The organism is Streptomyces sp. NPDC023527 (assembly GCF_055560115.1).
In genome coordinates this window covers 39248-63409 of the sequence record NZ_JBVHJJ010000012.1, presented here as the reverse complement: position 1 = coordinate 63409, position 24162 = coordinate 39248, and the positions used below count along the sequence as shown (strand labels likewise).

Here is a 24162-nt window from a genome sequence, read left to right as displayed (position 1 = left end):
CCCCCGGCCGCGCCGACCCGCGCCGACATGCCGACAGGCTCCCGGAGCCGGAGAACGACATGGGCGCGGGGCACACTGGCGCTGGCTTGCCCGCTTCGGCTGTACGTAAGGAGGAAGGTCATGATCGTCGACTGCGCACACTACCGGGACGGGCACCGGCAGCACGAGGGCGCGATGCCGCTGGAAGAGGCGGCCGCGCGTTGCACGCAGGGCGGATTCGTCTGGCTGGGCATGTTCGAGCCGGCTCCCGAGGAACTTGCCAGGGTTCGTGAGTGCTTCGGGCTGCACGAACTCGCCGTCGAGGACGCCCGGGCCTTCCACCTGCGGCCCAAGGCCGAGCAATACGAGGACGGCACCGAGCTGATCATCCTGCGCACCGCACGCTATGACGACGAGCGCGAGGAGGTCGACACCGGCGAAATCAGCATCTTCCTCGCCGAACACTTCGTGATCACTGTTCGCCAGGGCATCGCCAGCGAGCTGCACGGTGCCCGCAGCCGACTGGAACGCCGCCCCGAACTGCTGCGTACGGGCAGCGTCTCGACGCTGTGGGCGATCCTCGACCAGGTCGTCGACGGCTACGCACCAGTTGTCGCGGAACTCGAACGCGACATCGAGCAGATCGAGGCCACGGTGTTCTCCGGGGCGGTCGCCCCGACCGAACGGATCTACTCCCTGCGCCGTGAGGCCACGGACTTCTACCGCGCCGTCCACCCGCTTCTCGCCGTGCTCACCCGACGGCTTCAGCCCGGCAGGTCACCGCACGAACTCCTGCCGTACTTCCGCGACGTGCACGACCATCTGCTGTTGGTCAACGAGGAAGTCGCCGCCCAGCGCGACCTCTTGGCCACCGTCCTCGAAGCGAACATCGCGGTGATCTCCGTCGAGCAGAACAAGATCAATCTTCGGCAGAGCGCCACGATGGAACAGCTCACGATTCTCGCGACCGTATTTCTGCCGCTGTCCTTCGTGGTCGGATTCTTCGGGCAGAACTTCGACTGGCTGGTCGGACATATCAGCGGCTTCGCGGCGTTCCTCGCCCTCACCATCATCGGACTGCTGCTGCCGTGCCTGCTGCTGTACGCCTGGCTGCGCCGACGACGTCGCCAGGCGACACCGCCGATGCCTGAAGTGAGCAACGCCGCCTCGCACACTTCGGCGGCCTTCAGGAGGTGAGGACAAGCGGCGCGCCGGGACGTGGCCAGAAGGAGTCCGTCGTCCCTATCCAGCCGTGACCGCGCCGCAGTTTCCGCACTGCCAGTTTCCATTGTTGAGTTGCCTCATGTCCGATGATCCACACGCGGGACAGTCCATGTGCGTCTCCTCTCCTACGTACCAACGCTATGGGTTTCAAGGTACGCGGGGGAGGGGCGTAGGCAAGCGGTGAGCCCTTTCGTCGCGCAGGTCCGCGCCCCGCGCCTCCGGGCCCTCCCCGAACGCGCCCGGCGAGCCGTCACGGGCGGGGATGCCCTGGCCATGAGGAGGGGAGGCAGACGGGGTGTCACGGCTCGGAGCGGCCGTGCGGCGCCAGGCCGTTCGTGGTGGCCCGGCGGGTCACGCGGGCCGCTCCGAGCCGACGGAACCGCCACCGACAGGAGCAGGACATGGCCATCATCGTCACCTTCAACGCCCCCGGCGCGGCGCAGGATCTCTACGACGCCTGCATCGACCGCCTCACCGACGGGCGCGGCTTCACCACCCCGGCCGACCTGCCCGCACCTGGGCTGCTCGCGCACGCGTCGGGGCCGGTCGACGGCGGCTGGCGGGTCGTCGACGTCTGGGAGTCGGCCGAGGCGTTCCAGGCGTTCGCCGCGATCCTCGGTCCGGTCATCGCGGATCTCGGCTACGGCGACCTGCGGCCCGAGATCACTCCGGCCCACCACGTGGTCGTGCGCTGAGGCGCTTCGTAAGCCCGGTGCCCCCCTTGCCCGGCCTGTGAAGGCTGGGCAGGGGTGCCGTCGTCGGCAGGTCCGGCGGTAGACCGGGGGCTTTCGGACGGTGCGACTGATGGAAGGTCACCGGCATCGTGCTCTAGCCGGTCGGCGTGCGACGCGCGAGGATGCGCTCTGGCCCTGGGATCACCCGGAGCCGCTGTCGATCGCTGGAGGTTGACCGGTCGTGCACCGAAGACTGTTACGGGGTTTACGAAGCGTGCTGTGCGGTGTGATCGCGCTGCTGTTCGTCTGCGCCGGGGGCGTGCTGGTCTCGCCGGTCGCGCACGCCGCGGCCGCGTGCGCGGGTGACGGCAACGCCCGAGGGCTCGCCTCCCGGCCCGCCCCGGGGAGCCTGGTCTCGGTGGCGCGGGCCGACGGGCGGGTCGAGCAGTTCCAGCAGTTCTACGACGACTCCTCGATGAGCGGCCTGCCCTTCGTCTGGCACCGGGCACAGGACGTGGCCGGCGGCCCCTACGGCGCCTGGGAGCGGGTCGGCTCCGTCCCCGTCGGGCCGAAGCTCTACCAGGTGGCCGCCATCGAGAACAGCATCGGCGGCCTGGAGGTGTTCATCGCCTCGTACGGCCGTTTCTGCCACACCGTGCTGCCCGTGCCCGGCGGCCAGTGGAGCCCGCCGGAGGACTTCGGCCTGCAACCGGCCCCGTACCACGGCGGCATCGTACTGTTCAAGGAACGCGACGGCCGCCTGCACGCCTTCGCCTCCGGTGGCAGCCCCTCCTACTCATCGATGGACGTGCGCAGCCAGTACAGCTCTTCCCAGGACCACTGGGCCGACGTGCGGTGGCTGGGGAAGGTTCCCGAAGTGGATGTAGGGCTCAGCTCCCCGGAGTCGGTCACCCAACTGGCCGACGGGCGGCTGCGCGTCGTCGCCCGCGAGTGGAACCGCGACCGCTGGTGGCAGACCACCGAGCGGAACCGTTTCATGTCCTGGGAGCCGTGGCAGGTGTGTGCGACCGCCGCGTGTGCGTGAGCCGCAGGCGCCACGGGGTTGTCGGGCGGGTTGTGTACCTGGGGTGACAAGTCGACCACGTCGTCGACGTCAGCGAGGAACTGGACGTACGTGCCCGCGGTGTTGCTGCGGCCGGGCGGCCACGTTGGTGCGAGTCGGTGAAGGCCGGCAGCGAGGAGCCTGTTTCCGCCCAGGGGCCCTGAGACGTGGCTCAGCGAGGCAGCGTGACGAGCCCCGTCTCATAGGCGGTGATCACGAGCTGGACCCGGTCCCGGGCGCCCAGTTTGGTGAGCAGCCGTGACACGTGCGACTTGGCGGTGGCGACCGTGATGAAGAGGTCCTCCGCTATCTCGGTGTTCGACCGGCCGCGTCCGACCAGGGTCAGGACTTCCCTTTCCCGCTCGGTGATGCCCTCGACCGGCCGTGGGGAGCGCGCCGGGGCAGCTCCGGGCTGCCCGACGAAGTCCGCGATCAGACGGCGCGTCACACCTGGCGCGATCAGTGCGTCGCCGGCGGCGACCACGCGGATCGCCGCGAGGATGTCGTCCAGCGCCATGTCCTTGACCGCGAAGCCGCTCGCGCCGGCCCGGAGCGCGCCGTAGACGTGGTCGTCCTCGTCGAAGGTGGTCAGGACGAGGACGCGGGCCGTCGCCGGACCGGCGGTGATCCGGCGCGTGGCCTCGATCCCGTCCATGCCGGGCATCCGGATGTCCATCACCACGACGTCGGGGCCGACATCGCTGACCATCTGGACCGCCTCGGCGCCGGTGGCGGCCTCACCGACGACCTCCAGGTCGGGGTGATCGGCCATGATCACGCGCAGGCCGGACCGCACCAGCGGCTGGTCGTCGGCGAGCAGGACACGTACGGGCCTGTCGGTCATCGGGCCTCCACCGGAACCGCGACGGGTTCGGGCAGCGGCAGCCGCGCCGTCACCCGGAAGCCGCCCTCGGGACGCGGCCCGGCGCTGAGGTGGCCGTGCAACAGGCCGGCCCGCTCCCGCATGCCCACGATGCCGAAGCCATGGGCCGAGCCGTTCTCGGTGGCGCCGCGCCCGTCGTCGACGACCTCCACGGACAACTCCTCATCCCCGTAACCCAGCGTCACCCGACAATGCCCGGTACCCGCGTGACGGACCACGTTGGTCAGCGCCTCCTGCACGATACGGTAGGCCGACAGGTCGATGTCGGCCGGCAAAGGACGCTGCTCCCCGCTACGGCGCACGTCGACACGTACCCCCGCGTCCGCCGTCGCCGCTGCCAGCCGTTCGATGTCCGCCAGACCCGGCGAGGGCGCGAGCGGTGCCTGCCCCGAGGTCCCCGCGTCCGGGTCGGCCTGACGGAGCGCCACCAGCGTGCGCCGAAGGCCCGACAGGGTCTCTCTGCTGGTGGCCTCGATGGCTCGCAGTGCCTCGCGGGCCTCCGCCGGCTGGGTCTGGATGACCCGGCTGCCCACACCGGCCTGGATGGCGATGATGCCGATGCTGTGCGCGACCATGTCGTGCAGCTCCCGCGCGATCCGCAGCCGCTCGGCGGTCACGGCCTCGGTCACCTCCTGTGCACGCAGCGCCACCGCATGCTCGCGGCGCTCGCGACTGAGCAGACCGGCCATGCAGGAGGCGGTCATCGCCAGGAGGGCGATCACCCCGTTGACGGTCAGGTTGTCCCCGTGCGCGAAGCCGCCGACAACCAGGAGCTGCACGGCGAAAGACACGGCCACGGCGCCGGCCGAAGCCCGCCGCGTACAGGTGGCGACGATGAAAGCCAAGACGAGGTCCACCGCCAGATACGACAGGAACTGGCCCTGATACGACGCCGCCACGCTCTCATCGGCGGAACTCGGGGGGCCCACCACCACAGCAGTGGATCCGATGAGTGCCATGGCCAGAGCCAGCAGCGGCATCCGTCGCACCACGCCGGCGAGCAGGCTCACAGCCAGCAGTGACCCGACACCGTGGACCGTGCCCGACGCCCGCGGCGCACCCCCCACCAGCAGACCCACCATGAGGAGGTAGGAGGCACCCCCCGCCCAGGCAACGGCCTTGGTTCTCGTCATCGGTGGCTTTCCCTCCCGGGAGCAACGCCGCGGTGCGCGACGAGCGCAGGCAACGGAATGATCATCATGGGGTTCACGCCGCGAGACTAACGGGCCACCACCGGCATGGCATCAGCCCGGGGACGTACGCCCACGGGCCAACCCGGCCGCACGATTGCCGCCCACGGCCTCATGTCCGGACGGGGGTCCGCTCGGCAGTGTGGGTGCCGTGATCGAAGTCAACGAACTCACCAAGCGCTACGGCAGCAAGACCGCCGTCGACCATCTGTCCTTCACCGTGCGGCCGGGCCGGGTCACCGGATTCCTCGGCCCCAACGGAGCCGGCAAGTCCACCACCTTGCGGATGATCCTCGGCCTGGACGCGCCCTCCACCGGCGCCGCCACCGTCAACGGCGTCCCTTTCCACCGCCACCCGCGCGGCCTGCGGCACGTCGGCGCCCTCCTCGACGCCGGACAGGTCCACGGCGGGCGCACCGCCGCGGCCCACCTGTCCGCCCTCGCCCGCGGCAACGGCATCCCGCTGCGCCGGGTGGGCGAGGTGCTTCAGGAGGTGGGGCTGGCCGAGGTGGCGAACCGCCGCATCGGTGGATTCTCCCTCGGCATGAAGCAGCGGCTGGGCATCGCCACCGCCCTGCTCGGCGACCCGCCCGTGCTCATGTTCGACGAGCCGATCAACGGCATGGACCCGGAGGGCGTGCTCTGGGTACGCCGACTCTTCCGGCGCCTGGCCGCCGAGGGGCGCACGGTCTTCCTCTCCAGCCACCTGATGTCGGAGATGGAGAACACCGCCGACCAGCTGGTCGTCATCGGCCGGGGCCGCCTCATCGCCGCCGAGTCGGTACGGGACTTCGCGGCGCGCGGCACCCGTAGCAGCGTCGTGGTCGGGACACCGCAGGCCGCTGAACTGGCGGCCGTGCTGACCGCGGCGGGCGCCTCGGTCGAGCCGGAGGGCTCGGCGGGCGCCGAGAAGCTCGCCGTGACCGGGCTCCCGGCGGACCGGATCGGAGCGCTCGCCTTCGAGAACGGTATCCGGCTGGACGAACTGACCACCCGTACCGCCTCACTGGAGGCGGCCTTCATGGAACTCACCGCCGACAGCACCGAATACCTGGCAGGACAGCCCCGATGACCACGCTCGCCTCCGTTTCCCGGACCACCCCCGTCGCCGCGCCGGCCGCCCGCTTCCGCGACCTGCTCGCCTCCGAGTGGATCAAGGTAAGGTCCCTGCGTTCCACCCCGTGGACGATCGGACTCACCGTCCTGTTCGTCGTCGGGTCCGCCGCCGTGGCCACGCTGTCGGACAAGGCCGTGGCCTCCGGCCCCGCTGACTTCCTGCCCTACGACGCCTACCCGTCGGCCGGTTACTGGACGCTGATGCTCGTCGCCGCCAGCATGGGCGCCCTCACCGTCGTGAGCGAGTACAGCAGTGGGCTGATCCGCACCACCACCGTGGCCGTCCCGGCCCGCGGCTCGGTCGTGCTGGCCAAGGCGGCCGTCACCGCCGTGCTGTGGACCGCGGTCGGCACGGCCGCCTCCACCGGTTCCTTCCTGGTCTCCCAGGCCATCCTGGACGGACATCATGCCGGCGTTCCGATCACCCACCCCGGGGTTTTCCGGGCGCTGGTGGCATCCGCGTTGCTGGCTCCGGTCTGCGCCCTGGTCGGTCTGGGCCTCGGCGTTCTGCTCCGGCATGCCGCCGGGACCATGGTCACCAGCGTCTTCACCCTGCTGATGCTGCCCACCATGTTCTCGGAGAGCAACCGCTGGTCGGCGGACATCAAACACGCGCTGGTCTCGGCCGCCTGGAATCGCCTGGTCCAAACCTGGGAGCCGGATCCCGGATCCCTGGGCTACACCGCCACGGTCCCCGGCTCCTGGATCGTGTACGCGCTCTGGCCGCTGATCACGGTCGCACTCGCCGTGCTCGTCGTGAGGCGTCGCGACGTATGAGCGTGTCTCCAGGGCGCGAACATCTACGAGAGGGCGGGGTGATCCGGCTCCAGGTCTTGTGGTTCTGCTGCGGGTCCCGTGCTCCTCGAAGCCAGTCGGCCGACAGGTTTATCCGTCCACCGGTCACATTCTCCCGTCGGGATCCGTCAGTGAAGTGACGAAGCAACACGACCCACCCCGGGTGACCGACGACCGCCTCGAACTCCGAGGCCGATCGGCGCCCCGGCGCGGAGGTCGCGAGACCCACACATGGACAGGACAACACGATGCTGACGAACATCATGTATGTGACGCTGAATGTCACCGATCAAGACCGCGCGCTGAGGTTCTATACGGAACAGCTCGGCCTGGAGAAGCGCATCGACTTCACCGGTCCTGACGGACGCTTCCTCACCGTAGGCATCCCTGGCAGTTCGCTCGAAATCATCCTTTGGCCGCGCGCTGCTGCCCCGGCCGAGGTGCGGCCGGGCACCACGCCCGGTCCGGTCTTCCTCGAATCGGACGACTTGCGGGCGGACTTCAAGGTGCTTCGCGATCGCGGTGTGACGTTCGACCAGCCCGAACCGGAGGACTACGGGTTCGGGGTGCGCATCGAGGCTGTGGATCCGGACGGCAACCGGATCTCGCTGCGTCAGCGCAGCCAGCCAAGCCGTAGCGATGGCTGACCGTCCGTAGGCCCCGCGTGGCTGGCGCCGCGCGGCCCCGCCGGTACGCCCCGGCCTGCGGATATCGCAGACCGGGGCGTGCTGTGTAGGGACGACGTCGTCCGTCAGTGCTTCCCGGCGGTCGACTGCGCCGAGGTCGGGCCGGGCACGTTGCCGACGTACGGGTCGGCGCGGGGTCAGGCCAGGTGCAGGCTGTCGGCCAGTCCCGCGGCGGTGAAGGCGGCCACCAGGTCGTCGCGGTCTTCGGTGAAGTGGGCCCAGCTGTCGCAGTGCACGGGGATGACTCGGCGTGCGCCGAGGATCTGGGCGGCTTCGGCGGCCTGGGCGCTGTCGAGGACGATCAGCGCGCCGTCGAAGAGGACGGGGAAGCGGGGAGCTCCGGCGAAGAGGATGGCGGTGTCCATCGGGCCGAACCGCTCGGCGATCTGCCCGACCGCGTCGAGCGAGGCGTTGTCGCCACTGACGTAGACCGTGGGCAGGCCCTCCCCGGTCAGGACGAAGCCGACGACCTGGCCGGTGATCGGTTCGACCTCCTCGCGCGTCCCGGGACCGTGGATGGCGGGCACACCGGTCACGGTCACCGTGCCGCCGTCGGGACGGTCCAGCTCGATGGACTCCCAGTCCTCAAGGCCCTTGGCTCCGCTCCCCAGACGGCCCGCGCCGCTGGGGGTGGTGAGCGTGAGCGCGACGTCGGCGAGCAGGGCCCGACCGGAGTTGTCGAGATTGTCGGCGTGCTCGTCGTGCGAGAGCAGGACCACGTCGACGCGGCCGAGGTCCGCGGGGTCGACGGAGGAGGGTGTCGTCTTGGTCAGGACCGGACGGCCCGGCGCCCCGTACTCGCCGGGGGCGTCGAAGGTGGGGTCCGTCAGGAAACGCAGCCCGCCGTACTCGAAGAGGGCGGTCGGTCCGCCGAAGACGCGTACGGGGAACTGCTCACTGGTCGTGCCGGCAACAGCCATGAAACACCTCACGGATGGGAAGCGGTCTATCCGTGAGAGACCGTAGTCGGTTCTCACGGATGGGCGCAAGCTGTAACATGAGACCCGTGAAGGAGACCGTGACCGCCGAGTCCGCCGTGCCACCGGCACCGGGTGCGGAGCAGTACCCCGCCCTCGACTTCGCCAACAGCGCCATGGCACTGACCGGCGGCCAGTTCCTCGACCTCCTCGGGACCCCCGCGGCCGCCAATCAGTGGCTCATCGAACGCGACCTCGCCCCGGCGGACGCCGGATTGCAGGAGATGTGTGCGGCACAGCTGCGGACGCTGCGTGAACAGATCCGCGCCCTGCTCGCCTCCCGGGTCGACGGGCACCCCGCTCCGTCGAGCGCTCTCGCCGCCGTCAACGACGCCCTGACCCGGGCCCCCGCGGCGTCTTTGCTGCACTGGGATCCCACTCGCGGCCTGTACCGCGCCGCCGCGCACCCCACCGCCCAGATCGTCGACCACGCCCTGGCGACCCTCGCCGCCAGCGCCGCCGACCTGCTCACCGGCCCCGACGCCGAGCGCCTCACGGCCTGCGGCTCCACCCCGTGCAACCGCTACCTCTTGCGTCACGGCCGCCGCCACTGGTGCTCCACCCGCTGCGGCGACCGCGCCCGCGCGGCCCGCGCCTACGCCCGGCGCACCCAACCCAAAGCCGACTGAGACCGCCTCGAACACATCACGACCGGCAGATGAGTCAGACGGTCCGATCCCGCACGCTCAAGCGTCTTGCCGGGCAGCGTGACTCATCCAGCAACTCGTCATCTGGACCGCCGAGGTGGGCAGCCCCAGCCACGACGGACTCCGCGTCCTCGCCTCCTGGGCCGCCGATCAGGCGGGCGGTGCCGTCAACTCGTAGCCAAGGCCGGCGGAGGATCCGGGGCCTGGGCCGCGTCGGCAGCACAGCGCCGCGGCTGAGGAATTCCGCCGGTCAGCGCTCATCCGCCCGGCCCGACTTCCGCTGTGCGCTCCGGGCCAAGGAAACGTGCACCCGTTGCTAACGACGGCTCCGCTCGGCTCCAGCATCGTGGTCCGTGCCCGAAAGGCGAACACGTCACATCGCATCCGCGAAGCATCCGTCCTCCCATCAGGAAGACAGGGGAAACGCATGAAACTGTGGACCCGCGCGGCCGTCGCCACGGCTGCCATCGGAGCTGTCGTCGCAGGCGTGCCGATGGCCACCGCCGCGACCGCCGCGCCGACCGCCGCCCGAGGCGCCGCGGCGGAGGTGAAGGGCGCCGTCAGGCTGCAGCCCGACCCGGTCAAGGACGCGCCGGCCATCCGCACGTTCCGGCACCTCGTCAACGCCGGCACCGGCAAGTGCCTGGCCGTCCCCGGCGGCAGCAAGGAACAGGGCACCAGGCTCATCCAGTGGGGATGCGGTGCGTGGGCCGACCACGACTGGGACATGGTGCCCTACACGATCGACGGGACCAAGTACTACAAGGTGATCAACCGCAACAGCGGCCAGTGTCTGGCCGTGCCCGGGGCGAGTACGAAGCAGGGTGAACAGGTCATCCAGTGGCCGTGCGGTGACTGGGCGGACCACTTCTGGCGGTTCGACAACGTCGGGCCCAACAAGTACCGGGTGGTGAACCGCAACAGCAGACAGTGCCTCGCGGTCGAGGGCGGAAGCGGCGCCGCCGGTGCCCGTGTGATCCAGTGGCCGTGCGGAACATGGCCCGACCACTACTGGAACCGCGTCTGACGTTCCGGCGGACGACGGAGCGGACCCGGGCCGGCCGGGGACCGCTCCGTCACGCTGCCGGGCCCACTCACCTCAGGAGGCGGCCGATCTTCGGCGGCCGACCGCTGTCGTTGGTGTCTCCGTGCTCGCCGGTCAGTTCTTGACCGGCCACTCCAGCGGCTTCTTGTAGTAGCCCTGGGTCAGCTCCACCGCGGCAGGCTTCTGGCCCTCGGGGATGAGGAAGGCGGTGCAAATCTTCTCCGACTGCCCCGCGCTCATCTGCTTGCTGGTGTCCGGTGCCGGGCAGTCGGGCCACTTCGCCTCGCCCATCAGGACGAGGAGGGCACGGGTCCGCCGACCCGCGTCCGTCCTGATGACCAGGTCGTTGTCCATGTCGCCCAGCTCCATGGTCTTGCCGCTCTTGTGGGTGAGCGTCGACCAGACGTAGACGGGAATCTGCGGGCCCTCGTCCTTGTCCTTCTTCAGGCCGGAGTTCTCCATGTCGGCCTTGGTGCCGGTCTGCACCTTGGTCGGTGTGACCGTGAACTTGGCGCCCGCCGACTTCTGCATGGTGCTTTCCTTCTCCGGGCTCGTCTCACCCAGACGGAAGGTCTTCTTGCCGTCGGATGCGTCCGAACCGGAGTCCGACGAGTGGGAGCCGGAGCTGTTCCGGTTTTTCCCCGAACCCGAGTCGTTGCAACCGGTCATCGCAAAGGCCAGGGCCAGAGCACCTATCGTCGCCGGTACGGCACGAGTCCACGTACGCATCTGTTCTCTCTTTCCCCGTTGAATGTCCCCGTGGCCCGGCTGGGGCAGCTCAGCTCGCCCGCACGACCGGACCGCCGGATCTGCGGCCGATCCTGCCAGAGAAGGATCAACCCCTCGCGAGGGGCCCCGGCCGCTGAGTCGGCCGGCCCGGGTCACCGAGCCGGCGGAGCACACGGCTCGCCCGCACCGTCCCGATACCCGTCGCCGACCGGTGCCGGTCCCCGCGACGTGCCGGTCGGCGCCCCCCGAGGGCTCGCCGCGTGGATTGACGAGGAACGTCAATCCACGGCCCCCACCTGCGGAAAGAGAGGCATCATAGGGATCATGAGCGTGACCATCGAGATCGCGGGACTCCCACCCGAACGCCTGCTGTTCAGCCCGTCGCCCCTCGCCGAGCTGTGCGCCGCGCTGCACGCCCTGGCCGAGCCGGGGCATCACCCCGGGCTGCACGGTTGGACCACCGCGACGAACGCCGCCCTCAAACCGGCCCTCGCGGACCGGCTGTGCGAGGCGGACTTCCTGTGGAACTCCACCTTCTCCGACATCTCGATGCCGTTCGCCGCGCTGCCGGACTCGCACGGCCGCCCGGGGGCCACGCTCGCCGAGGACCTGGACCTGCTGGACCGGCTGGACGACGACGTCTTCGTCGACGCCGCCCTGGAGATCTCCTGCACCAGCAGCTACAGCAGGGGTGGCCCGTCCCCGCTCGTGAACGCCAAGGCTCGCGCGCGGGCCCTGGAACGCGCCACGGCGCGCGGCCCCCGGCAGGTGGAGTTCGCCAAGCGACTGCTGGAGGACCCGCCGGCCCTACGGGCCTGGATCCGCCGCCTGTTCGAGGACTGCGCGGAGGCGTTCTTCGACGACGTCTGGCAGCGGGTGCGCGTCCAGCTCGCCGCCGACGCCCGGCACAAGACGGAGTTGCTGCAGCGCAAGGGGTTGGCCGAGGCTCTGGCCGAGGTGTCCTCCGCCGTGACGCTGGAGGGCGGCGGGTCCCGGATCAGCGTCGACAAGATCGGCACCGGCCGTGCGAACGCGCTCGATCCGGCCGTCGGCCCGGGCGTCACCTTCGTCCCGTCCTCCTTCGGCTGGCCCCACCTGTGGGTGCTGCACGCGCCGCGCTGGCGCCCGGTGGTCCACTACCCGGCCGCCGCACCCGAAGTGCCGGGCCCCGGGTCCCTGGACCTGCTCAAGCTACGGCTGGAAGCCCTCTCCCACCCGATGCGCATCCGGATGTGCCGCTACCTGGCCCGGTCCGCCTTCACCACCACCGAGCTGGCCGCCTCGCACGACATCAGCCCGCCCGAGGTCTCCCGGCACATCGCGGTCCTGAAGAAGGCCGGCCTGATCACCACACGTCGGCGCGGCCGCTACGTGCTCCACCAACTGGACCTGACGGTGGTCGCCCGGCTGGGCAGCGACTTCCTGGAGGGGGTACTGCGCTGAGGTGCCCCGCACGGCTCGTGGACTTCCCTCACGGCTGGTGAACCTCCCTCACCTCAGCACGTTCCGTAACCGGGGCTCCGACCTTTGGCCTGGTCCTCAATCGCCGTACGGGCTATCGCCGTACGGGCTGTGGCGACGGGGCGACTCCAGCCACTGGCCGCGCGAGTAAGTGTCCGGGCGGGTCAGGTGGTGATCTCACTGCCCCGGGCCAGCAGCAGGGTCACGCCCACCGCCGCGACCGCCACGGCCGCGGCGAAGGGGGCTCTCGCGTGCGTCCGGCTCAGCACCGCCCCGGTGAGCGCTGTCGCCGCCGCCGTGACCAGGGCCGCTGCTCCCGAGGCGGGGAGCGGGCCCGGCGGACCGAGGGCCAGGGCCGCGGTCGCCGCTACGAGCGGCACCGGCAGCGCCCGGCGTGTCCCGGTCGTCCCGAGCCGGTGCGGCAGGCCGCGCACCCCCACCGTCAGATCACCGCCGATGTCCGGCAAGGTGTCGGCCAGATGGGCGCCCACACCCAGCAGGGCACCGGCCACCACCACCCACCACGGGGGCCACAGGCGCGTGTCCAGGCTCAGGGTGACGAAGGCCGGCAGGCTCGCGAAACCCACCGCGTAGGGCAGCCAGGACCAGACCGTGGCCTTCAGCCGGAGGTTGTACGCCCACGCCGCCCCCACACCCGCCAGATGCACGCTCCCCGCGAGGGGGCCAGACATCAGTGACAGTGGTACGCACAGCGCGAGCGCGGTGTGCGCGGCCGCCCATACCGTCTGCGGAGACACCGCACCCGTCGCGACGGGCTTGGGACGGCCCGCTGCGGCGTCACGGCGCGCGTCGAACGCGTCGTTGCACCAGCCCACCGACAGCTGACCGGTCAGCACCGCCGCCGCGAGCAGCGCGCAGCTGCCCGCGGAGTGCCCGGCGGCGCCGGCCAGCGCCGTCACCAGAACGGTGACCGCCGCCGACGGCCCCGGATGGCACGACGCGGCCAGGGCCACGACCGGCCGGCCGGTCCGGTTGGTGGTCTCCCCGGCGATCGGCATCCGGTCCGTTTCCACCACGTGATCGTAGAACGTGGAACGGACAGGCGGGCGGCGGAGGCCGCCGGACGGGCGACTGGGGGCGCACCCCCGCACATCCGCATTCCGCACGGGGAACAACAGTGCCGTCGGACACCCCGGCGCCCCTCATGGCGGGAGACGTATGACGACCCGGATCGCAGCCGTCCACGGCCTCCTGGCCCCCCACCGCCAGCCCCAGAAAGCCATCACCGATGAGGTCCGGAGGGCCTGCCTGCCGGAGGGGACCGGCCGCGCGGTCCTCGACCGCCTCCACAGCAGTACCCAGGTGCGCAGCCGCCACATGGTGCTGCCGCTGGAGGACTACGCCCGGCTGGACGGCTTCGGCGGCGCCAACGACGTCTTCATCCGCGCGGCCACCGACCTGGGTGCCCGGTCGGTCCGCGGCGCGCTGCGGACCGCCGGACTGCGGGCCACCGACGTGGACCTGCTGATCTTCACCTCCGTCACCGGCATCGCCACCCCCTCCATCGACGCCCGGCTCGTGGGACGCCTGGGGCTGCGACCGGACGTCAAACGCCTCCCCGTCTTCGGCCTGGGCTGCGTCGCGGGAGCGGCGGGCATCGCCCGCCTGCACGACTACCTGCGCGGCTGGCCCGACCACGTCGCCGTCCTCGTCTCCGTCGAACTGTGCACCCTGACGTTCCAGCGCGCGGACTCCTCACCGGCCAACCTCATCGCCACCGGCCTGTTCGGCGACGGGGCCGCGGCTGTTGTCGCCTGCGGTGCACACCGGCCCGCCCAGGGACCGGCGGTCGTGGCCACCCGCAGCCACCTGTACCCGGACACCGGGCACGCCATGGGCTGGGAAGTCGGCAGTTCCGGATTCCGGGTGGTGCTCGATCCGGTCGTGCCCGAGCTGATCCGCCGCAACCTGGCCGACGACGTCCGCGGCTTCCTGGACGAACACGGCCTGAAGACCAAGGACGTCACCGCCTGGATCTGCCACCCGGGCGGCCCCAAGATCCTGCACACCATCACCGAGACCCTCGACCTCCCCGCCGGCGCCCTCGACCTCACCTGGCAGCACCTGGCCGAGGCCGGCAACCTCTCCTCGTCCTCCGTCCTGCACGTCCTGCGCGACACCCTGGCCCGCCGCCTCCCGCCACCGGGCTCCTACGGACTGCTCCTGGCCATGGGGCCGGGCTTCTGCTGCGAACTGGTCCTGCTGCGCTGGTAGAAGGGAGGACACATGCTCTGGTACACAGCCCTGATGCTGGCCGTCGCGGCCGAACGCACCGGTGAACTCCTCCTGGCACGCCGCAACGCACGCTGGAGCCGGGCCCGCGGCGGCACCCCGGCCGACCACGGCCACTACCGGTGGATGGTCGCCCTCCACACCGGGCTGCTGGTGGCCTGCCCGCTCGAAGTGCTGGTCGCCCACCGGCCCGTCCCGCCGGAGCTCACCTGGGCGATGCTCACCGTCGTCCTCGCCGCCCAAGCACTGCGCTGGTGGTGCATCCGCACGCTGGGAAGGCAGTGGAACACCCGGGTCATCGTCGTCCCCGGACTGCGCCTGGTGACCGCGGGCCCCTACCGCCGGCTTCGCCACCCCAACTACGTGGCCGTGGCCGCCGAGGGCCTGGCCCTGCCCCTGGTGGGCGGTGCCTGGGTGACCGCGCTGGTGTTCACGGCTCTGAACAGCTGGCTCCTCACCGTACGCGTCCGGTGCGAGGACGCCGCACTGGCCACCGTCGCCGCGGGCGCGCGCACATGATCGACGTCCTCGTGGCGGGCGGCGGCCCCGCCGGCCTGGCGGCCGCCATCCACGCCGCGCTGCACGGCATGGAAGCGGTGGTCATCGAACCCCGCCAGCCTCCCGTGGACAAGGCGTGCGGGGAGGGCATCATGCCCAGTGGTGTCGCCGCCCTGCACGCACTCGGCCTGGACGTACCGGGCCGCCTCGTACGGGGCATCCGCTACGTGGACGGCGACCACAGCGCCGAGGCCGAGTTCCGCCACCACCCAGGACTGGGGGTGCGCCGCACCGTCCTGCACGCCGCCCTGCACCAGCGAGCGGCCGAGCTGGGCGTACGGTTCGCCGCGACCAGGACCGGGGCCGTGCGCCAGGACGAGCACGGCGTCAGCTCCGGGGAATGGCGGGCACGCTGGCTGATCGCCGCGGACGGCCTGCACTCTCCGCTTCGCCGCGCCCTGGGCCTCCACCTGCCCGCCGGCGGGCCCGCCCGTTACGGGCTCCGCCGCCACTACCGGATCGCACCGTGGACGGACTGCGTGGAAGTCCACTGGTCGGCAGGGGGAGAGGCCTATGTGACACCCGTGGCGCAGGATTGCGTGGGCATCGCCGTGCTCAGCCGCACCCGGCGCCCCTACGACGAACACCTGCGGGCGTTCCCCGCTCTGGCCGCCCGGGTGCACGGCCGGCCGGCGAGCGCCGTGCGCGGGGCCGGCCCACTGCACCAGCGGGCGCGCCACCGGGTGGCCGGCCGCGTCCTCCTCGCCGGTGACGCGGCGGGATACGTGGACGCCCTGACCGGCGAAGGCATCGCACTCGCCCTGGCCACAGCCCGGGCGGCCGTGGAGAGCCTGGCCGCCGGCACACCCCACACCTACGAAGCGGCCTGGGCCAGCCTGACCAGACGTCACCGCCTCCTCACCCACGCACTGCTCCGGGCCGCCCGGTACCCCGCCACCGCCCGCCTCGTCGTCCCGGCCGCCTCCCGGCTGCCCTCGGTGTTCACCGCCGCGGTCCGCGCGCTCCAATGACACGGGTGGTGGTGATGTCAGCACTGTTCCCACGCCGACGATCTCGCTCACCGCCCCGACGGGCTGGCGCTGACCGGCGCATACCGCCGTTTGGTCCTCCACCGCGGCGGCAACCGCAAGCCCTGTTCGCTCGGCCGCGGCCCGCGACGCGGGCGTGGTCTCGGCGGTTGCCGGGCGGCACCCGGTCAGGCGGCCGAGCCCCTGCCCGCCTCCGCCAGGAGGATCGCGCAGACGATCAGGACGGCGCCGGTGAGGTTGACGGCGGTGAAGGTGTCTCCCGACAGCCAGTAGCCACAGAGCCCGGCGAAGACCGGTTCCATGGTCATAATCAGCGCTATGCGGTGGGGCGACGAGGACGCGAACGCCTTGCTCTTGATGAAGAAGGCCAGGGCCGAGCCCGGGATCGCTGTGATGGCCAAGGCCGACCAGACGCTGCCCGCGCCGGGAACCATGAGCGCTCCGGTGGCGGCGGCCCACAGCAGACTTCCCATGCCCACCACGGTCAGCTGTACGAAGGTGAGGAGCGCGGTGCGGGCGCCCGGGCCGATGTGCGCGAGAACCACGTTGTGCACCGTGAACGAGAGGGCGCAGCCGAGCATCAGGACGTCACCGCGGTTGGCCGACAGCCCTTTCAATGTCAGCAGTGACAGGCCGATCAGGGCCACGGCGGCGGCCGCGGACCGGCGTGGTCGGGGTGCGATGCGCAGGACAAGTGCCCCGAGCAGAGGGGTGAAGACCACGGCGAGGCCGGATATGAACGCGGCGTTGGAGACGGTGGTGTGCTCGAGGCCCGCGGTCTGCAGCGCGTAACTCGCGAAGAGCACTCCTCCGGCGACGGTGCCGGCCCGTGCTTCCCGTGCCGTGATCCGGCTCGATCGGCCGACCTGGAAGAGACCTACGACGGCTGCGGCACCGAGGAAGCGGTAGGCGAGGAACGTCTGGACGGGGATGAGCGCGACGGCGTCCTGGACGACGACGTAGGTCCACCCCCACAGCGCGGTGACACCCAGCATGGCCAGCGCCCACCTGGTGGAGCCGCTACCGACCGGCGCGCGCGGTGGACGCGGGGGCCTTTCCGGTAACCGCAATCAGATACCTCTCCACGGATTGGCGGGAAAGGTAATCAGCGCGCCAGGTGAGGTCAAACCTGGGCGGTACGTCTCCGCCATGCGGAGCCGTGTTCCGCTGGCTGGAAACCGCTCCTGAAATTTCCGTACTGCCGACGGTACGGTGGACGGATGCCCCGGTGGCCCCTGCTGGGAAGAATGAGATACCGGAACCGCTCATGTTTCTGTGGAGGTGGGGAAGCCATGGATCCGGTCAACAATTCGGAACTTGCCGTACCTTCGGTGGATCTGTCCTCGGAAAAGGCCGCCTCCGAGATCGGTGAAGCATGCCGGCGGGGTGGGTTCTTCTTCGTGCGTCATCACGGCGTGCCGGCCGAACTCGTAGCGGCGGCGTTCGAGGAGACGCGAGCGTTCTACGGCAGGCCGCTCCAGGAGAAGGAGACGTTCGCGGCCGGCGCGCACTCGCAGTTCCTGGGCTACCGGAGAGTGGGCCAGGAGAGGAGCACCTCGCACGCGGGCGGGGAGGCCTGTGAGCAGTACCGGATCGGGATGACGAGCGGCGCCCTCGCGTCGGGCCGGCCTCCCGACTTCTACCACGAGCCCTTCCGGCGATGCACTGATCTCTTCGAGCGGATGGCTTTGTTGGGCGACGCGATTCTGTCGGCCTGTGCCGCGGACCTCGGCTTGGACGGCACATTTTTTAAGCCCTACATGAAGTCGCCGATGCACCGGCTGGGACTCAACTACTACAAGGTCGGATATGGCGACGAGATCGCCAATACGGTCGACTACGCGATGTCGCCGCATGTGGATCACGGCCTGTTCACCATTCTGGCCCACGACGAGCCGGGGCTGGAAGTACGCGATTCCGGCGACTGGGTTCCCGTACCCGTACGCACCGACGCGCTGTTCGTATTCCTTGCCGATTACCTGGAGCGGTGGACGAACGGCACGTACCGGGCGGCGATGCACCGCGTCGGTCCAGTGTCCGCCGACAGAATGTCCATTCAGTACAAGCACCGGCCTTCGTACAGCACGGTCGTCGCGCCGCTGGAACCGTTCGTCGACGAGGCGAATCCGCCGCGCTACGAACCGTTCGACACGGGGAGTCAGTACGCGTCCCTGCTGGCATCCCTTCTCGGGGAACGCGAGATCGCATCCTGAGACCGTTCAGGCGCGGCAGCGCAGCATCTCCAGTGGAGGATTGGCGAGATAGTCCGCCCAGAAGACCGCACCGACCTCGCGCAGGCCGGCGTCGGACACCTTCAGTGGGACCCAGGTCACCTCGCCGAATCCGGCCGCCCGCAGACAGTCTTCGTGGACCTCGCGGCGCGGGCAGGTGGTGACGAACGAGATCGGCGGGTCGAGCAGTGCCGTGATCCGGACCCGTGGTCCGGTCTCGCTCTCCTCGCCGGTCGGCTCGCTGAGGAAGCCGTATTTGCCCATGGACGGCCCGTCGAAGCGGTAGTCGGGTGACTGGTTGAGCACGAAGAACTCGGCGCCGGGCGCCAGGCTCCGGTGCACGTTGCGGCACATGCGCTCCATGGTGGCGACGTCCTCCGCGTAGTTGAGCAGTTGGACCGCCGTGGCGACGTCGAAGCGCTGCGCCCCCGCCGCAGCCTCTGGCGGGCAGCCTTCCCCCACCCCGGCAGACCGTCGCACTGGCAGAAGCCACAAAGATGCGGACATCGTCCCGGGCTCCTGTACAGGCGGACGGGTCGGCCCCGCCTGCTCCGGTGGGAGGGCGAAGCGTGCTCGAGATCCACCAGCCCGGTGCTGTCCTCGAAGGTGACGAGCCGCTGCGGTTGGTGTCGGCGCGCTTGCGGCAGGTCGTCTCATCAGCCGACCTTAGGGAGTCCCCTCCTGGGTCACGCCGATGTGCGTCCAGTTCCCGAACTGTCCAGCTGGAAAATCCTTGAGGTTGATGTAGTCGCCGTTGGCGTCGAGCTCGCCCGAGGCGGCAGCTCGCGTGTCCTTGTTGTAGAAGAAGAGCCTGCGGCGCGCGGGGGTGATGTGCGTCCAGTTCCCGAACTGTTCAGCCGGGAAATCCTTGAGGTTGATGTAGTCGCCGTTGGCGTCGAGCTCGCCCGAGGCGGCGGCCCGCGTGTCCCTGCTGTAGAAGAAGAGCTTGGAGCCACCTTCGTCGAAGGCGATGTGGGTCCAGTTGCCGAACTGTCCGGCGGGGAAATCCTTCAGATTGACGTAATCACCGTCGTCATGGAGGTCGCCCGTCGCGGCGGCTCCCGTGTTCTCGCTGTAGAAGAAGAAGCGGGGGAAGAGATCTCCGCCGGCGGAGACGATGTGAGTCCAGTCCCCGAACTGTCCAGCTGGAAAATCCTTCAGGTTGACGTAGTCGCCGCTGCCGTCGAGTTTGCCCGAGGCGGCAGCTTGCGAGTCCTTGCTGTAGAAGAAGACCAGGACGCCGTCGGGCGCGATGTGGGTCCAGTCCCCGAACTGCTCGGCTGGGAAGTCCATCAGGTTGACGTAGTCGCCGTTGGCGTCGAGTTTGCCCGAGGCGGCAGCTCGCGTGTCCCTGCTGTAGAAGAAGAGCTGGCCGTCGCCAGGAACGACGTGCGTCCAGTCCCCGAACTGCTCGGCGGGAAAGTCCATCAGATTGACGTAGTCACCGCTGCCATCGAGCTTGCCCGAGGCGGCAGCTCGCGTCTGCCTGTCGTAGAAAAACAAAAACACGGCATTGCCTCCTGTTCCTGCCATCGATCCGTTCATGTCAGCGCGGATGGCCGAGCAGATTTTGCCCGGATATGCCAACCCGAGCCCCCAGGGTCACCCTGCGATGGGAAATGCTCTACGGCCGCCCCGGAGACAATAGAACGCACAGACAGGATTATTGCTCCCTGGCAGCAAGAGGTCATGCGAGCGGGGCCGTGTGGGTGATAGGGGCCTGTCGACGGCGAATGAACGGCTGCCGTAGCCCGCGCCGACCCGTCGCACCGTTCCAGCCGCTGCGCCGGACGGTGTGACGACCAAGGGACGCGTGCAGGTTCTTGCGAAGGCGCGGAGGTGTTCGGTTGTGGAGGAAGCGGATCGCTGCGACGACGGCGGCCTTCCACGATGCGGTGGATCGATAGTCGGCTTTCCCGCAGCATGGTGTCGGCCGCAGCCCCCGCCGTTCGGCTTGGTCGAGAGCTCGGAGGCCGAGAAGGATCGGCACGTGACTACGCCGAATCCGCTCAGCTCACCGCAGGCGGCGCATGAAGACGTCGCTCGCCCCGTTGCCGTCCTTGGGCACGAGATTGCTCGCCGTGCTGTCGAACACGGCCGTGCGTCCGGCCAGGTCGACGCTGAAATTCAACGTGAACTCGTTGGCCTGCGTCCCGTCGGACGCGACGTTGACGCGCTCCACCGCGCCGGTGCGCAGGTCGCGTACGAAGACGTCCTCGTGGCCGTTGGTGTCGCCCGGCACCAGGTTGGAGGCAGTGGATGTGAAGAACGCGCGCCGGTTGTCGGCGCTCATGGCCACGCGCCCGTAGGACATGCCGTTGGCCTCGGCGCCGTCGGCAGCCACGCTGAGCCGCCGGGTGACGCCCGTGCGCAGATCCGTGGCGAAGGCGTCCGGGGTGTGATTGGTGTCGCCGGCGACGATGCCGCTGTTGAGGCTCATGAACAGCGCGTAGCGCCCGTCCGGGCTCAGGCCGATGTCGCTGAGGACCGCCACCTTCGAGCCGGTGAGGGTGTGCGCGGCCAACTGGGTGCGGCCTGTGCGCAGGTCGTGCGCGTAGAACACACGGGCCCGCGGCCGCGCCAGCAGATCCTCGTCGGCGCCCGCCCCGGGGACCAGATTGGACGCCCTGCTCTTGAACCCGACCCGGCTGCCGTCCGCGCTGATCACCGGGGAGATGGAATAGCCGTCCCCCTGCGTGCCGTCGGAGGCGACGCTGACCCGTTTGACGGTGCCCCGCCACCGGTCCTTCACGAACACATCCTGCGCATTGTTGGTGTCCCCGGGCACCAGGTCGCTGCGAGTGGAGATGAAGGCGACAAAGCGGCCGTCCGCGCTGATCGATGGTTCGCTGTTGTCGACACGCTCCTGCGCCCGGTCCCCGATGAGGATTTCGGTGCGCCCGGTCCAGCGGTCGCGCACGTACATCTCCGTACTGCCGGTGGGGTTGCCACCGGGCACGAGGTTCGTCGCGTCGGAGCTGAAGACGACATACCGTCCGTTGCCGCTGATCGCCGCGTCCCCCGTCGAGCCGTCGGCCGGTGTGCCGTCGGTGGCCACGCCGACCCGCTCGACCCTGCCGGTGCGCAACTCCTTGACGAAGAGGCCGCCCTTCCGAGGGTCGCCGGGAATCAGATTGCCCGCCCCCGAAAGAAAGAGGACGACGCGGCCGTCGCCGCTGATCTTCCCCTGCCCCGACTCGCCGTTCGCCTCCGTGCCGTCGGCGGCGACGCTCACCCTCTCGGTGCGCGCCCGGTGCCCCTCCGTCGCGACAGCCGCCGGCAGCACCACGGTCGCGCAGGCCCCTAAGACCGCCGTTACGACGACCGTGCGTCTGAAATGGCGCATGCGAATCCCCTTGTTGAAGCAGTGGATGGTGTACGAGCCGGGGGAAGCCAACCGCGAGGCTCCGGCCCGGGTCAACAGGGAGGGACCGGCTCCGGCCCGCACCGGCCGGTGATCAGCGGATACGGCAGGCATCATGTCCACCCTTGGGCTCAACAGCAAGAGGGACGGCATGGCCGTCGGGCGCGAAGTGCCTATGCGACGATCACGACGTGAACGATCTGCACTTCCGCCTCGCCGACGACACCGACCTCGCCACTCTCGTCCGCCTGCGCGACGACTCCGCCCGCTGGATGCTCGCCCAGGGCATTACCGGCCAGTGGCGGCCCGGCGAGCTGGACGAGGACCACTTCCGCCGGATCATGGCGAGTGGCGAGGTCTGGCTCGCCGAGGCCGACGGGCGCGTGGTCGGGGCCTGGGAGCTGTGGTGGGCGGACGAGGACGCCTGGGGACCGCAGCCGCCAGTGGCCGGCTATGTGCACCGGCTGATGGTGGACCGTGCCAACGCCCGGCCGGGGACGGGGCGTCTGCTGCTGCGAGCTGCGGAGCGCCGCGTGGCCGTGGCGGGGCGAGAGTTCATACGTTTGGACTGTCTGGCCGGCAACGCCCGCCTGAACGCCTACTACTTGGACGACGGCTACCAGCGCGTCGGCCACAAGGCGGGCAAGCCGCAGCCGGGCGGCGCACCCAAGTCGTTCACGCTCCTTGAGAAGAACCTGCGGGCCGGCCACAAGGGTTGAGCAATCTCGGCCAGGGCGGCGAGCCCGCTGAGAACGGCCATGGCGCACGGGAGGCCCCGGATAGCGCGGCCGCTCGCGGCATCCGGTCTGCCGCAACAGCGTCGTCAGTCGTCTCGGCCGTGAGGAGTCCGATCGCTGTGTCGTCGTTCGCCCCCGTGCTTCCGTATGCCCTGGTCCGGCTCGTCGGGTCGGGGGCGGAGGTGGAAGCGGAGGAAGGTGGAAAGCCATGGGGGAGCGCGCGAGTCACCGGACGCTCCGTCAGGCCGAGAGAGCGCCTCAACGCGCCTGCCCCTACCGCGTATGATCCGGGCCGCCCCGCGAAAGAACGAGGCATGAGCAGTGAAGCGGAATCGCCGGGCGCTCCCGTCGCACCGGATTTCTGGGACCGACTCCCTTTCGACGTGCGCAGCGAGGCGTTCCACGCCGATCCCTACCCGTTCTACGAAAGGCTGCGGGCCGCCACCGGACCGGTGACGCCGCTGCCCGACGGTGCGCTGGCCGTCACCGGCTATCGGGAGAGCCTTGCGCTGCTGGGGGATCCACGGTTCGGATTCGGTGATTTTCCGCTGGAATCGACGTCGTTCCTCCTGGTCGATCCGCCGGAGCACCGAAGGCTGCGGGCCCGTGTCGCCGCTCCCTTCGCGGTCCGTTCTGTGGAGCGGCTGCGTCCGGCGATCCGGCAGAAGACCGATGCGCTCCTCCTCCGGGCCGCCGACCGCGGCGAGGTGGACGTGGTCGCCGATCTCGGCGTCCCTCTGGCCCTCGACCTGATCTGTGCCCTGGTGGGTGTGCCGCTCGACGCCCGGTCGCGGTGGCACGGGGCGCTGTCGTGGCTCGCTGCCGGCTTCGACCCCGAGTCGCTGCGCGACCCCGCCACCGGGGCTCGCGTCGAACCCGCCAGGGTGGAGTTCGCCCAGTACCTCGATGCCCTGATCAAAGAACGCCGCCGGTCGCCGCACGACGATCTGGTCAGCGCCCTGCTGGCTCCGGCAGCGGACGGCACGCGGTTGACGGACCACCAGATCATCAGTGCCGTAGGGCAGTTGGTCGTGGCGGGCTACGAGCCCGTGGTCAATATGATCGCGAACGGGCTGCACGCGCTGCTTCGCCACCCCGAACTGCTGGAGCGTCTCGCCGGGAACCCGGCCGCCGCGCCCTCGGTGGTGGAGGAACTGCTGCGCTACGACCCCCCGATCCAGCTGCTGGCCCGGCTGGCGCTGACGGACGCGGACGTGGGGGGCGTGGGCGTGCGCGCGGGGACGGTGGTGGGAGTGCTGCCGGGTGCCGCCAATCGCGACCCCGCGGTCTTCGCCGACCCCCACCGGCTCGATGCCGGCCGTTCCCCGCAGCACCTGGCGCTGGGCCATGGCGAACACTTCTGTCTGGGGGCCCGGCTCGTCCGCGTGCAGGCGCAGGTCATGCTGAGCGCCTTGGCCCGTTGCCGGCCGGTGCCCACCGGAGAGCCGGTGCGCTACAAGCCGACGCTCGTCAGCCGTGGTGTCGAGAGGCTGCCCGTGGTCCTGACACACCGTTCGGACGAGGACGGCGACGGGGGATGGGCGTAGTCGGGCGGCTGGTG

At 70.3% G+C, this 24162-nt stretch carries 25 protein-coding genes and 1 pseudogene; 16 read left to right on the top strand and 10 right to left on the bottom strand.

What is annotated here, in order from left to right; translation table 11 throughout:
* Nucleotides 1-120 precede the first annotated feature (120 nt).
* A complete protein-coding gene (locus ACZ303_RS23375; protein ID WP_467341990.1) occupies nt 121-1176 on the top strand; it encodes a magnesium and cobalt transport protein CorA in 1056 nt (351 codons plus the stop codon).
* Between the two features lie 45 nt (nt 1177-1221).
* On the opposite strand, the gene ACZ303_RS23370 is transcribed toward ACZ303_RS23375, so the two are convergent.
* Nucleotides 1222-1314: a hypothetical protein gene (locus tag ACZ303_RS23370; protein ID WP_467341989.1), complete on the bottom strand. Its 93-nt coding sequence runs from the start codon at nt 1312-1314 to the stop codon at nt 1222-1224.
* 290 nt (nt 1315-1604) lie between these two features.
* On the opposite strand from ACZ303_RS23370, the gene ACZ303_RS23365 reads away from it, so the two are divergent.
* Nucleotides 1605-1898, top strand: a complete 294-nt coding sequence (locus ACZ303_RS23365) for a hypothetical protein (protein WP_467341987.1) — start codon at nt 1605-1607, stop codon at nt 1896-1898.
* 265 nt (nt 1899-2163) lie between these two features.
* A complete protein-coding gene (locus tag ACZ303_RS23360) occupies nt 2164-2922 on the top strand; it encodes a DUF8189 domain-containing protein (protein WP_467341985.1) in 759 nt (252 codons plus the stop codon).
* A 190-nt stretch (nt 2923-3112) separates the two neighbouring features.
* On the opposite strand, the gene ACZ303_RS23355 is transcribed toward ACZ303_RS23360, so the two are convergent.
* Together ACZ303_RS23355 and ACZ303_RS23350 are read right to left on the bottom strand one after the other, a co-directional pair.
* Complete coding sequence (locus tag ACZ303_RS23355) at nt 3113-3784, bottom strand: response regulator (RefSeq protein ID WP_467341984.1); 672 nt, start codon at nt 3782-3784, stop codon at nt 3113-3115.
* Nucleotides 3781-4956, bottom strand: a complete 1176-nt coding sequence (locus ACZ303_RS23350) for a sensor histidine kinase (RefSeq protein ID WP_467341982.1) — start codon at nt 4954-4956, stop codon at nt 3781-3783. Before ACZ303_RS23350 ends, ACZ303_RS23355 begins: the two co-directional genes overlap by 4 nt.
* A gap of 208 nt (nt 4957-5164) precedes the next feature.
* Here ACZ303_RS23350 and ACZ303_RS23345 point away from each other — a divergent pair, with 208 nt between their 5' ends.
* The 3 genes from ACZ303_RS23345 (at nt 5165) to ACZ303_RS23335 (ending at nt 7571) form a co-directional block, all read left to right on the top strand.
* On the top strand, nt 5165-6085 hold the full coding sequence (locus ACZ303_RS23345) for an ABC transporter ATP-binding protein (RefSeq protein ID WP_467341980.1): 921 nt from the start codon (nt 5165-5167) through the stop codon (nt 6083-6085).
* The gene (locus ACZ303_RS23340; RefSeq protein ID WP_467341978.1) at nt 6082-6906 is read left to right on the top strand and encodes an ABC transporter permease; all 825 of its coding nucleotides are present in this window, start codon (nt 6082-6084) and stop codon (nt 6904-6906) included. Before ACZ303_RS23345 ends, ACZ303_RS23340 begins: the two co-directional genes overlap by 4 nt.
* Nucleotides 6907-7172: 266 nt before the next feature.
* Complete coding sequence (locus ACZ303_RS23335; protein WP_467341976.1) at nt 7173-7571, top strand: VOC family protein; 399 nt, start codon at nt 7173-7175, stop codon at nt 7569-7571.
* 176 nt (nt 7572-7747) lie between these two features.
* Here ACZ303_RS23335 and ACZ303_RS23330 read toward each other — a convergent pair whose 3' ends face one another.
* The gene (locus ACZ303_RS23330; RefSeq protein WP_467341974.1) at nt 7748-8530 is read right to left on the bottom strand and encodes an MBL fold metallo-hydrolase; all 783 of its coding nucleotides are present in this window, start codon (nt 8528-8530) and stop codon (nt 7748-7750) included.
* A gap of 77 nt (nt 8531-8607) precedes the next feature.
* Between ACZ303_RS23330 and ACZ303_RS23325 the strand changes: the two genes are divergently transcribed.
* The 3 genes and pseudogenes from ACZ303_RS23325 to ACZ303_RS23315 all read left to right on the top strand — a co-directional run bounded on the left by ACZ303_RS23325 (nt 8608) and on the right by ACZ303_RS23315 (nt 10261).
* The gene (locus ACZ303_RS23325; RefSeq protein WP_467341972.1) at nt 8608-9216 is read left to right on the top strand and encodes a CGNR zinc finger domain-containing protein; all 609 of its coding nucleotides are present in this window, start codon (nt 8608-8610) and stop codon (nt 9214-9216) included.
* 88 nt (nt 9217-9304) lie between these two features.
* Nucleotides 9305-9412 (top strand): annotated as a pseudogene (locus ACZ303_RS23320) (transcriptional regulator); the annotation flags it as partial.
* Between the two features lie 249 nt (nt 9413-9661).
* Nucleotides 9662-10261: an RICIN domain-containing protein gene (locus ACZ303_RS23315; protein WP_467341970.1), complete on the top strand. Its 600-nt coding sequence runs from the start codon at nt 9662-9664 to the stop codon at nt 10259-10261.
* A gap of 132 nt (nt 10262-10393) precedes the next feature.
* Here the strand turns inward: ACZ303_RS23315 and ACZ303_RS23310 are convergent, their stop codons facing one another.
* A complete protein-coding gene (locus ACZ303_RS23310; RefSeq protein ID WP_467341968.1) occupies nt 10394-10810 on the bottom strand; it encodes a hypothetical protein in 417 nt (138 codons plus the stop codon).
* 522 nt (nt 10811-11332) lie between these two features.
* Here ACZ303_RS23310 and ACZ303_RS23305 point away from each other — a divergent pair.
* A complete protein-coding gene (locus tag ACZ303_RS23305) occupies nt 11333-12451 on the top strand; it encodes a DUF5937 family protein (protein WP_467341966.1) in 1119 nt (372 codons plus the stop codon).
* Nucleotides 12452-12633: 182 nt separating this feature from the next.
* On the opposite strand, the gene ACZ303_RS23300 is transcribed toward ACZ303_RS23305, so the two are convergent.
* A complete protein-coding gene (locus ACZ303_RS23300) occupies nt 12634-13488 on the bottom strand; it encodes a UbiA family prenyltransferase (RefSeq protein WP_467342320.1) in 855 nt (284 codons plus the stop codon).
* A 160-nt stretch (nt 13489-13648) separates the two neighbouring features.
* Between ACZ303_RS23300 and ACZ303_RS23295 the strand changes: the two genes are divergently transcribed.
* Genes ACZ303_RS23295 through ACZ303_RS23285 form a run of 3 tightly spaced genes read left to right on the top strand, consistent with a single transcriptional unit; the run spans nt 13649 to nt 16251 of the window.
* Entirely contained in the window at nt 13649-14704 is a 1056-nt protein-coding gene (locus ACZ303_RS23295) for a type III polyketide synthase (RefSeq protein WP_467341964.1), read from the top strand.
* Nucleotides 14705-14716: 12 nt separating this feature from the next.
* Nucleotides 14717-15241 carry an isoprenylcysteine carboxyl methyltransferase family protein gene (locus ACZ303_RS23290; RefSeq protein ID WP_467341962.1) on the top strand — a complete coding sequence of 175 codons (525 nt, stop codon included), beginning with the start codon at nt 14717-14719 and terminating at the stop codon, nt 15239-15241.
* On the top strand, nt 15238-16251 hold the full coding sequence (locus ACZ303_RS23285; protein WP_467341960.1) for an NAD(P)/FAD-dependent oxidoreductase: 1014 nt from the start codon (nt 15238-15240) through the stop codon (nt 16249-16251). Before ACZ303_RS23290 ends, ACZ303_RS23285 begins: the two co-directional genes overlap by 4 nt.
* 185 nt (nt 16252-16436) lie before the next feature.
* On the opposite strand, the gene ACZ303_RS23280 is transcribed toward ACZ303_RS23285, so the two are convergent.
* Entirely contained in the window at nt 16437-17339 is a 903-nt protein-coding gene (locus ACZ303_RS23280) for a DMT family transporter (protein WP_467341958.1), read from the bottom strand.
* 222 nt (nt 17340-17561) lie between these two features.
* Here ACZ303_RS23280 and ACZ303_RS23275 point away from each other — a divergent pair, with 222 nt between their 5' ends.
* Nucleotides 17562-18482, top strand: coding sequence for a 2-oxoglutarate and iron-dependent oxygenase domain-containing protein (locus ACZ303_RS23275; protein ID WP_467341956.1), 921 nt, complete (start codon nt 17562-17564; stop codon nt 18480-18482).
* A 6-nt stretch (nt 18483-18488) separates the two neighbouring features.
* Here the strand turns inward: ACZ303_RS23275 and ACZ303_RS23270 are convergent, their stop codons facing one another.
* The 3 genes from ACZ303_RS23270 to ACZ303_RS23260 form a co-directional block, all read right to left on the bottom strand.
* On the bottom strand, nt 18489-18962 hold the full coding sequence (locus ACZ303_RS23270) for a hypothetical protein (protein ID WP_467341954.1): 474 nt from the start codon (nt 18960-18962) through the stop codon (nt 18489-18491).
* Between the two features lie 204 nt (nt 18963-19166).
* Nucleotides 19167-20009: a hypothetical protein gene (locus ACZ303_RS23265; protein WP_467341953.1), complete on the bottom strand. Its 843-nt coding sequence runs from the start codon at nt 20007-20009 to the stop codon at nt 19167-19169.
* 505 nt (nt 20010-20514) lie between these two features.
* Entirely contained in the window at nt 20515-21846 is a 1332-nt protein-coding gene (locus ACZ303_RS23260) for a hypothetical protein (protein WP_467341951.1), read from the bottom strand.
* 209 nt (nt 21847-22055) lie between these two features.
* Between ACZ303_RS23260 and ACZ303_RS23255 the strand changes: the two genes are divergently transcribed.
* Both ACZ303_RS23255 and ACZ303_RS23250 read left to right on the top strand, forming a co-directional pair.
* Nucleotides 22056-22583, top strand: coding sequence for a GNAT family N-acetyltransferase (locus ACZ303_RS23255; protein WP_467341949.1), 528 nt, complete (start codon nt 22056-22058; stop codon nt 22581-22583).
* Nucleotides 22584-22915: 332 nt separating this feature from the next.
* Nucleotides 22916-24148 (top strand): cytochrome P450, encoded by a 1233-nt coding sequence (locus ACZ303_RS23250; protein ID WP_467341947.1) that lies wholly within the window; start codon nt 22916-22918, stop codon nt 24146-24148.
* Nucleotides 24149-24162 lie beyond the last annotated feature (14 nt).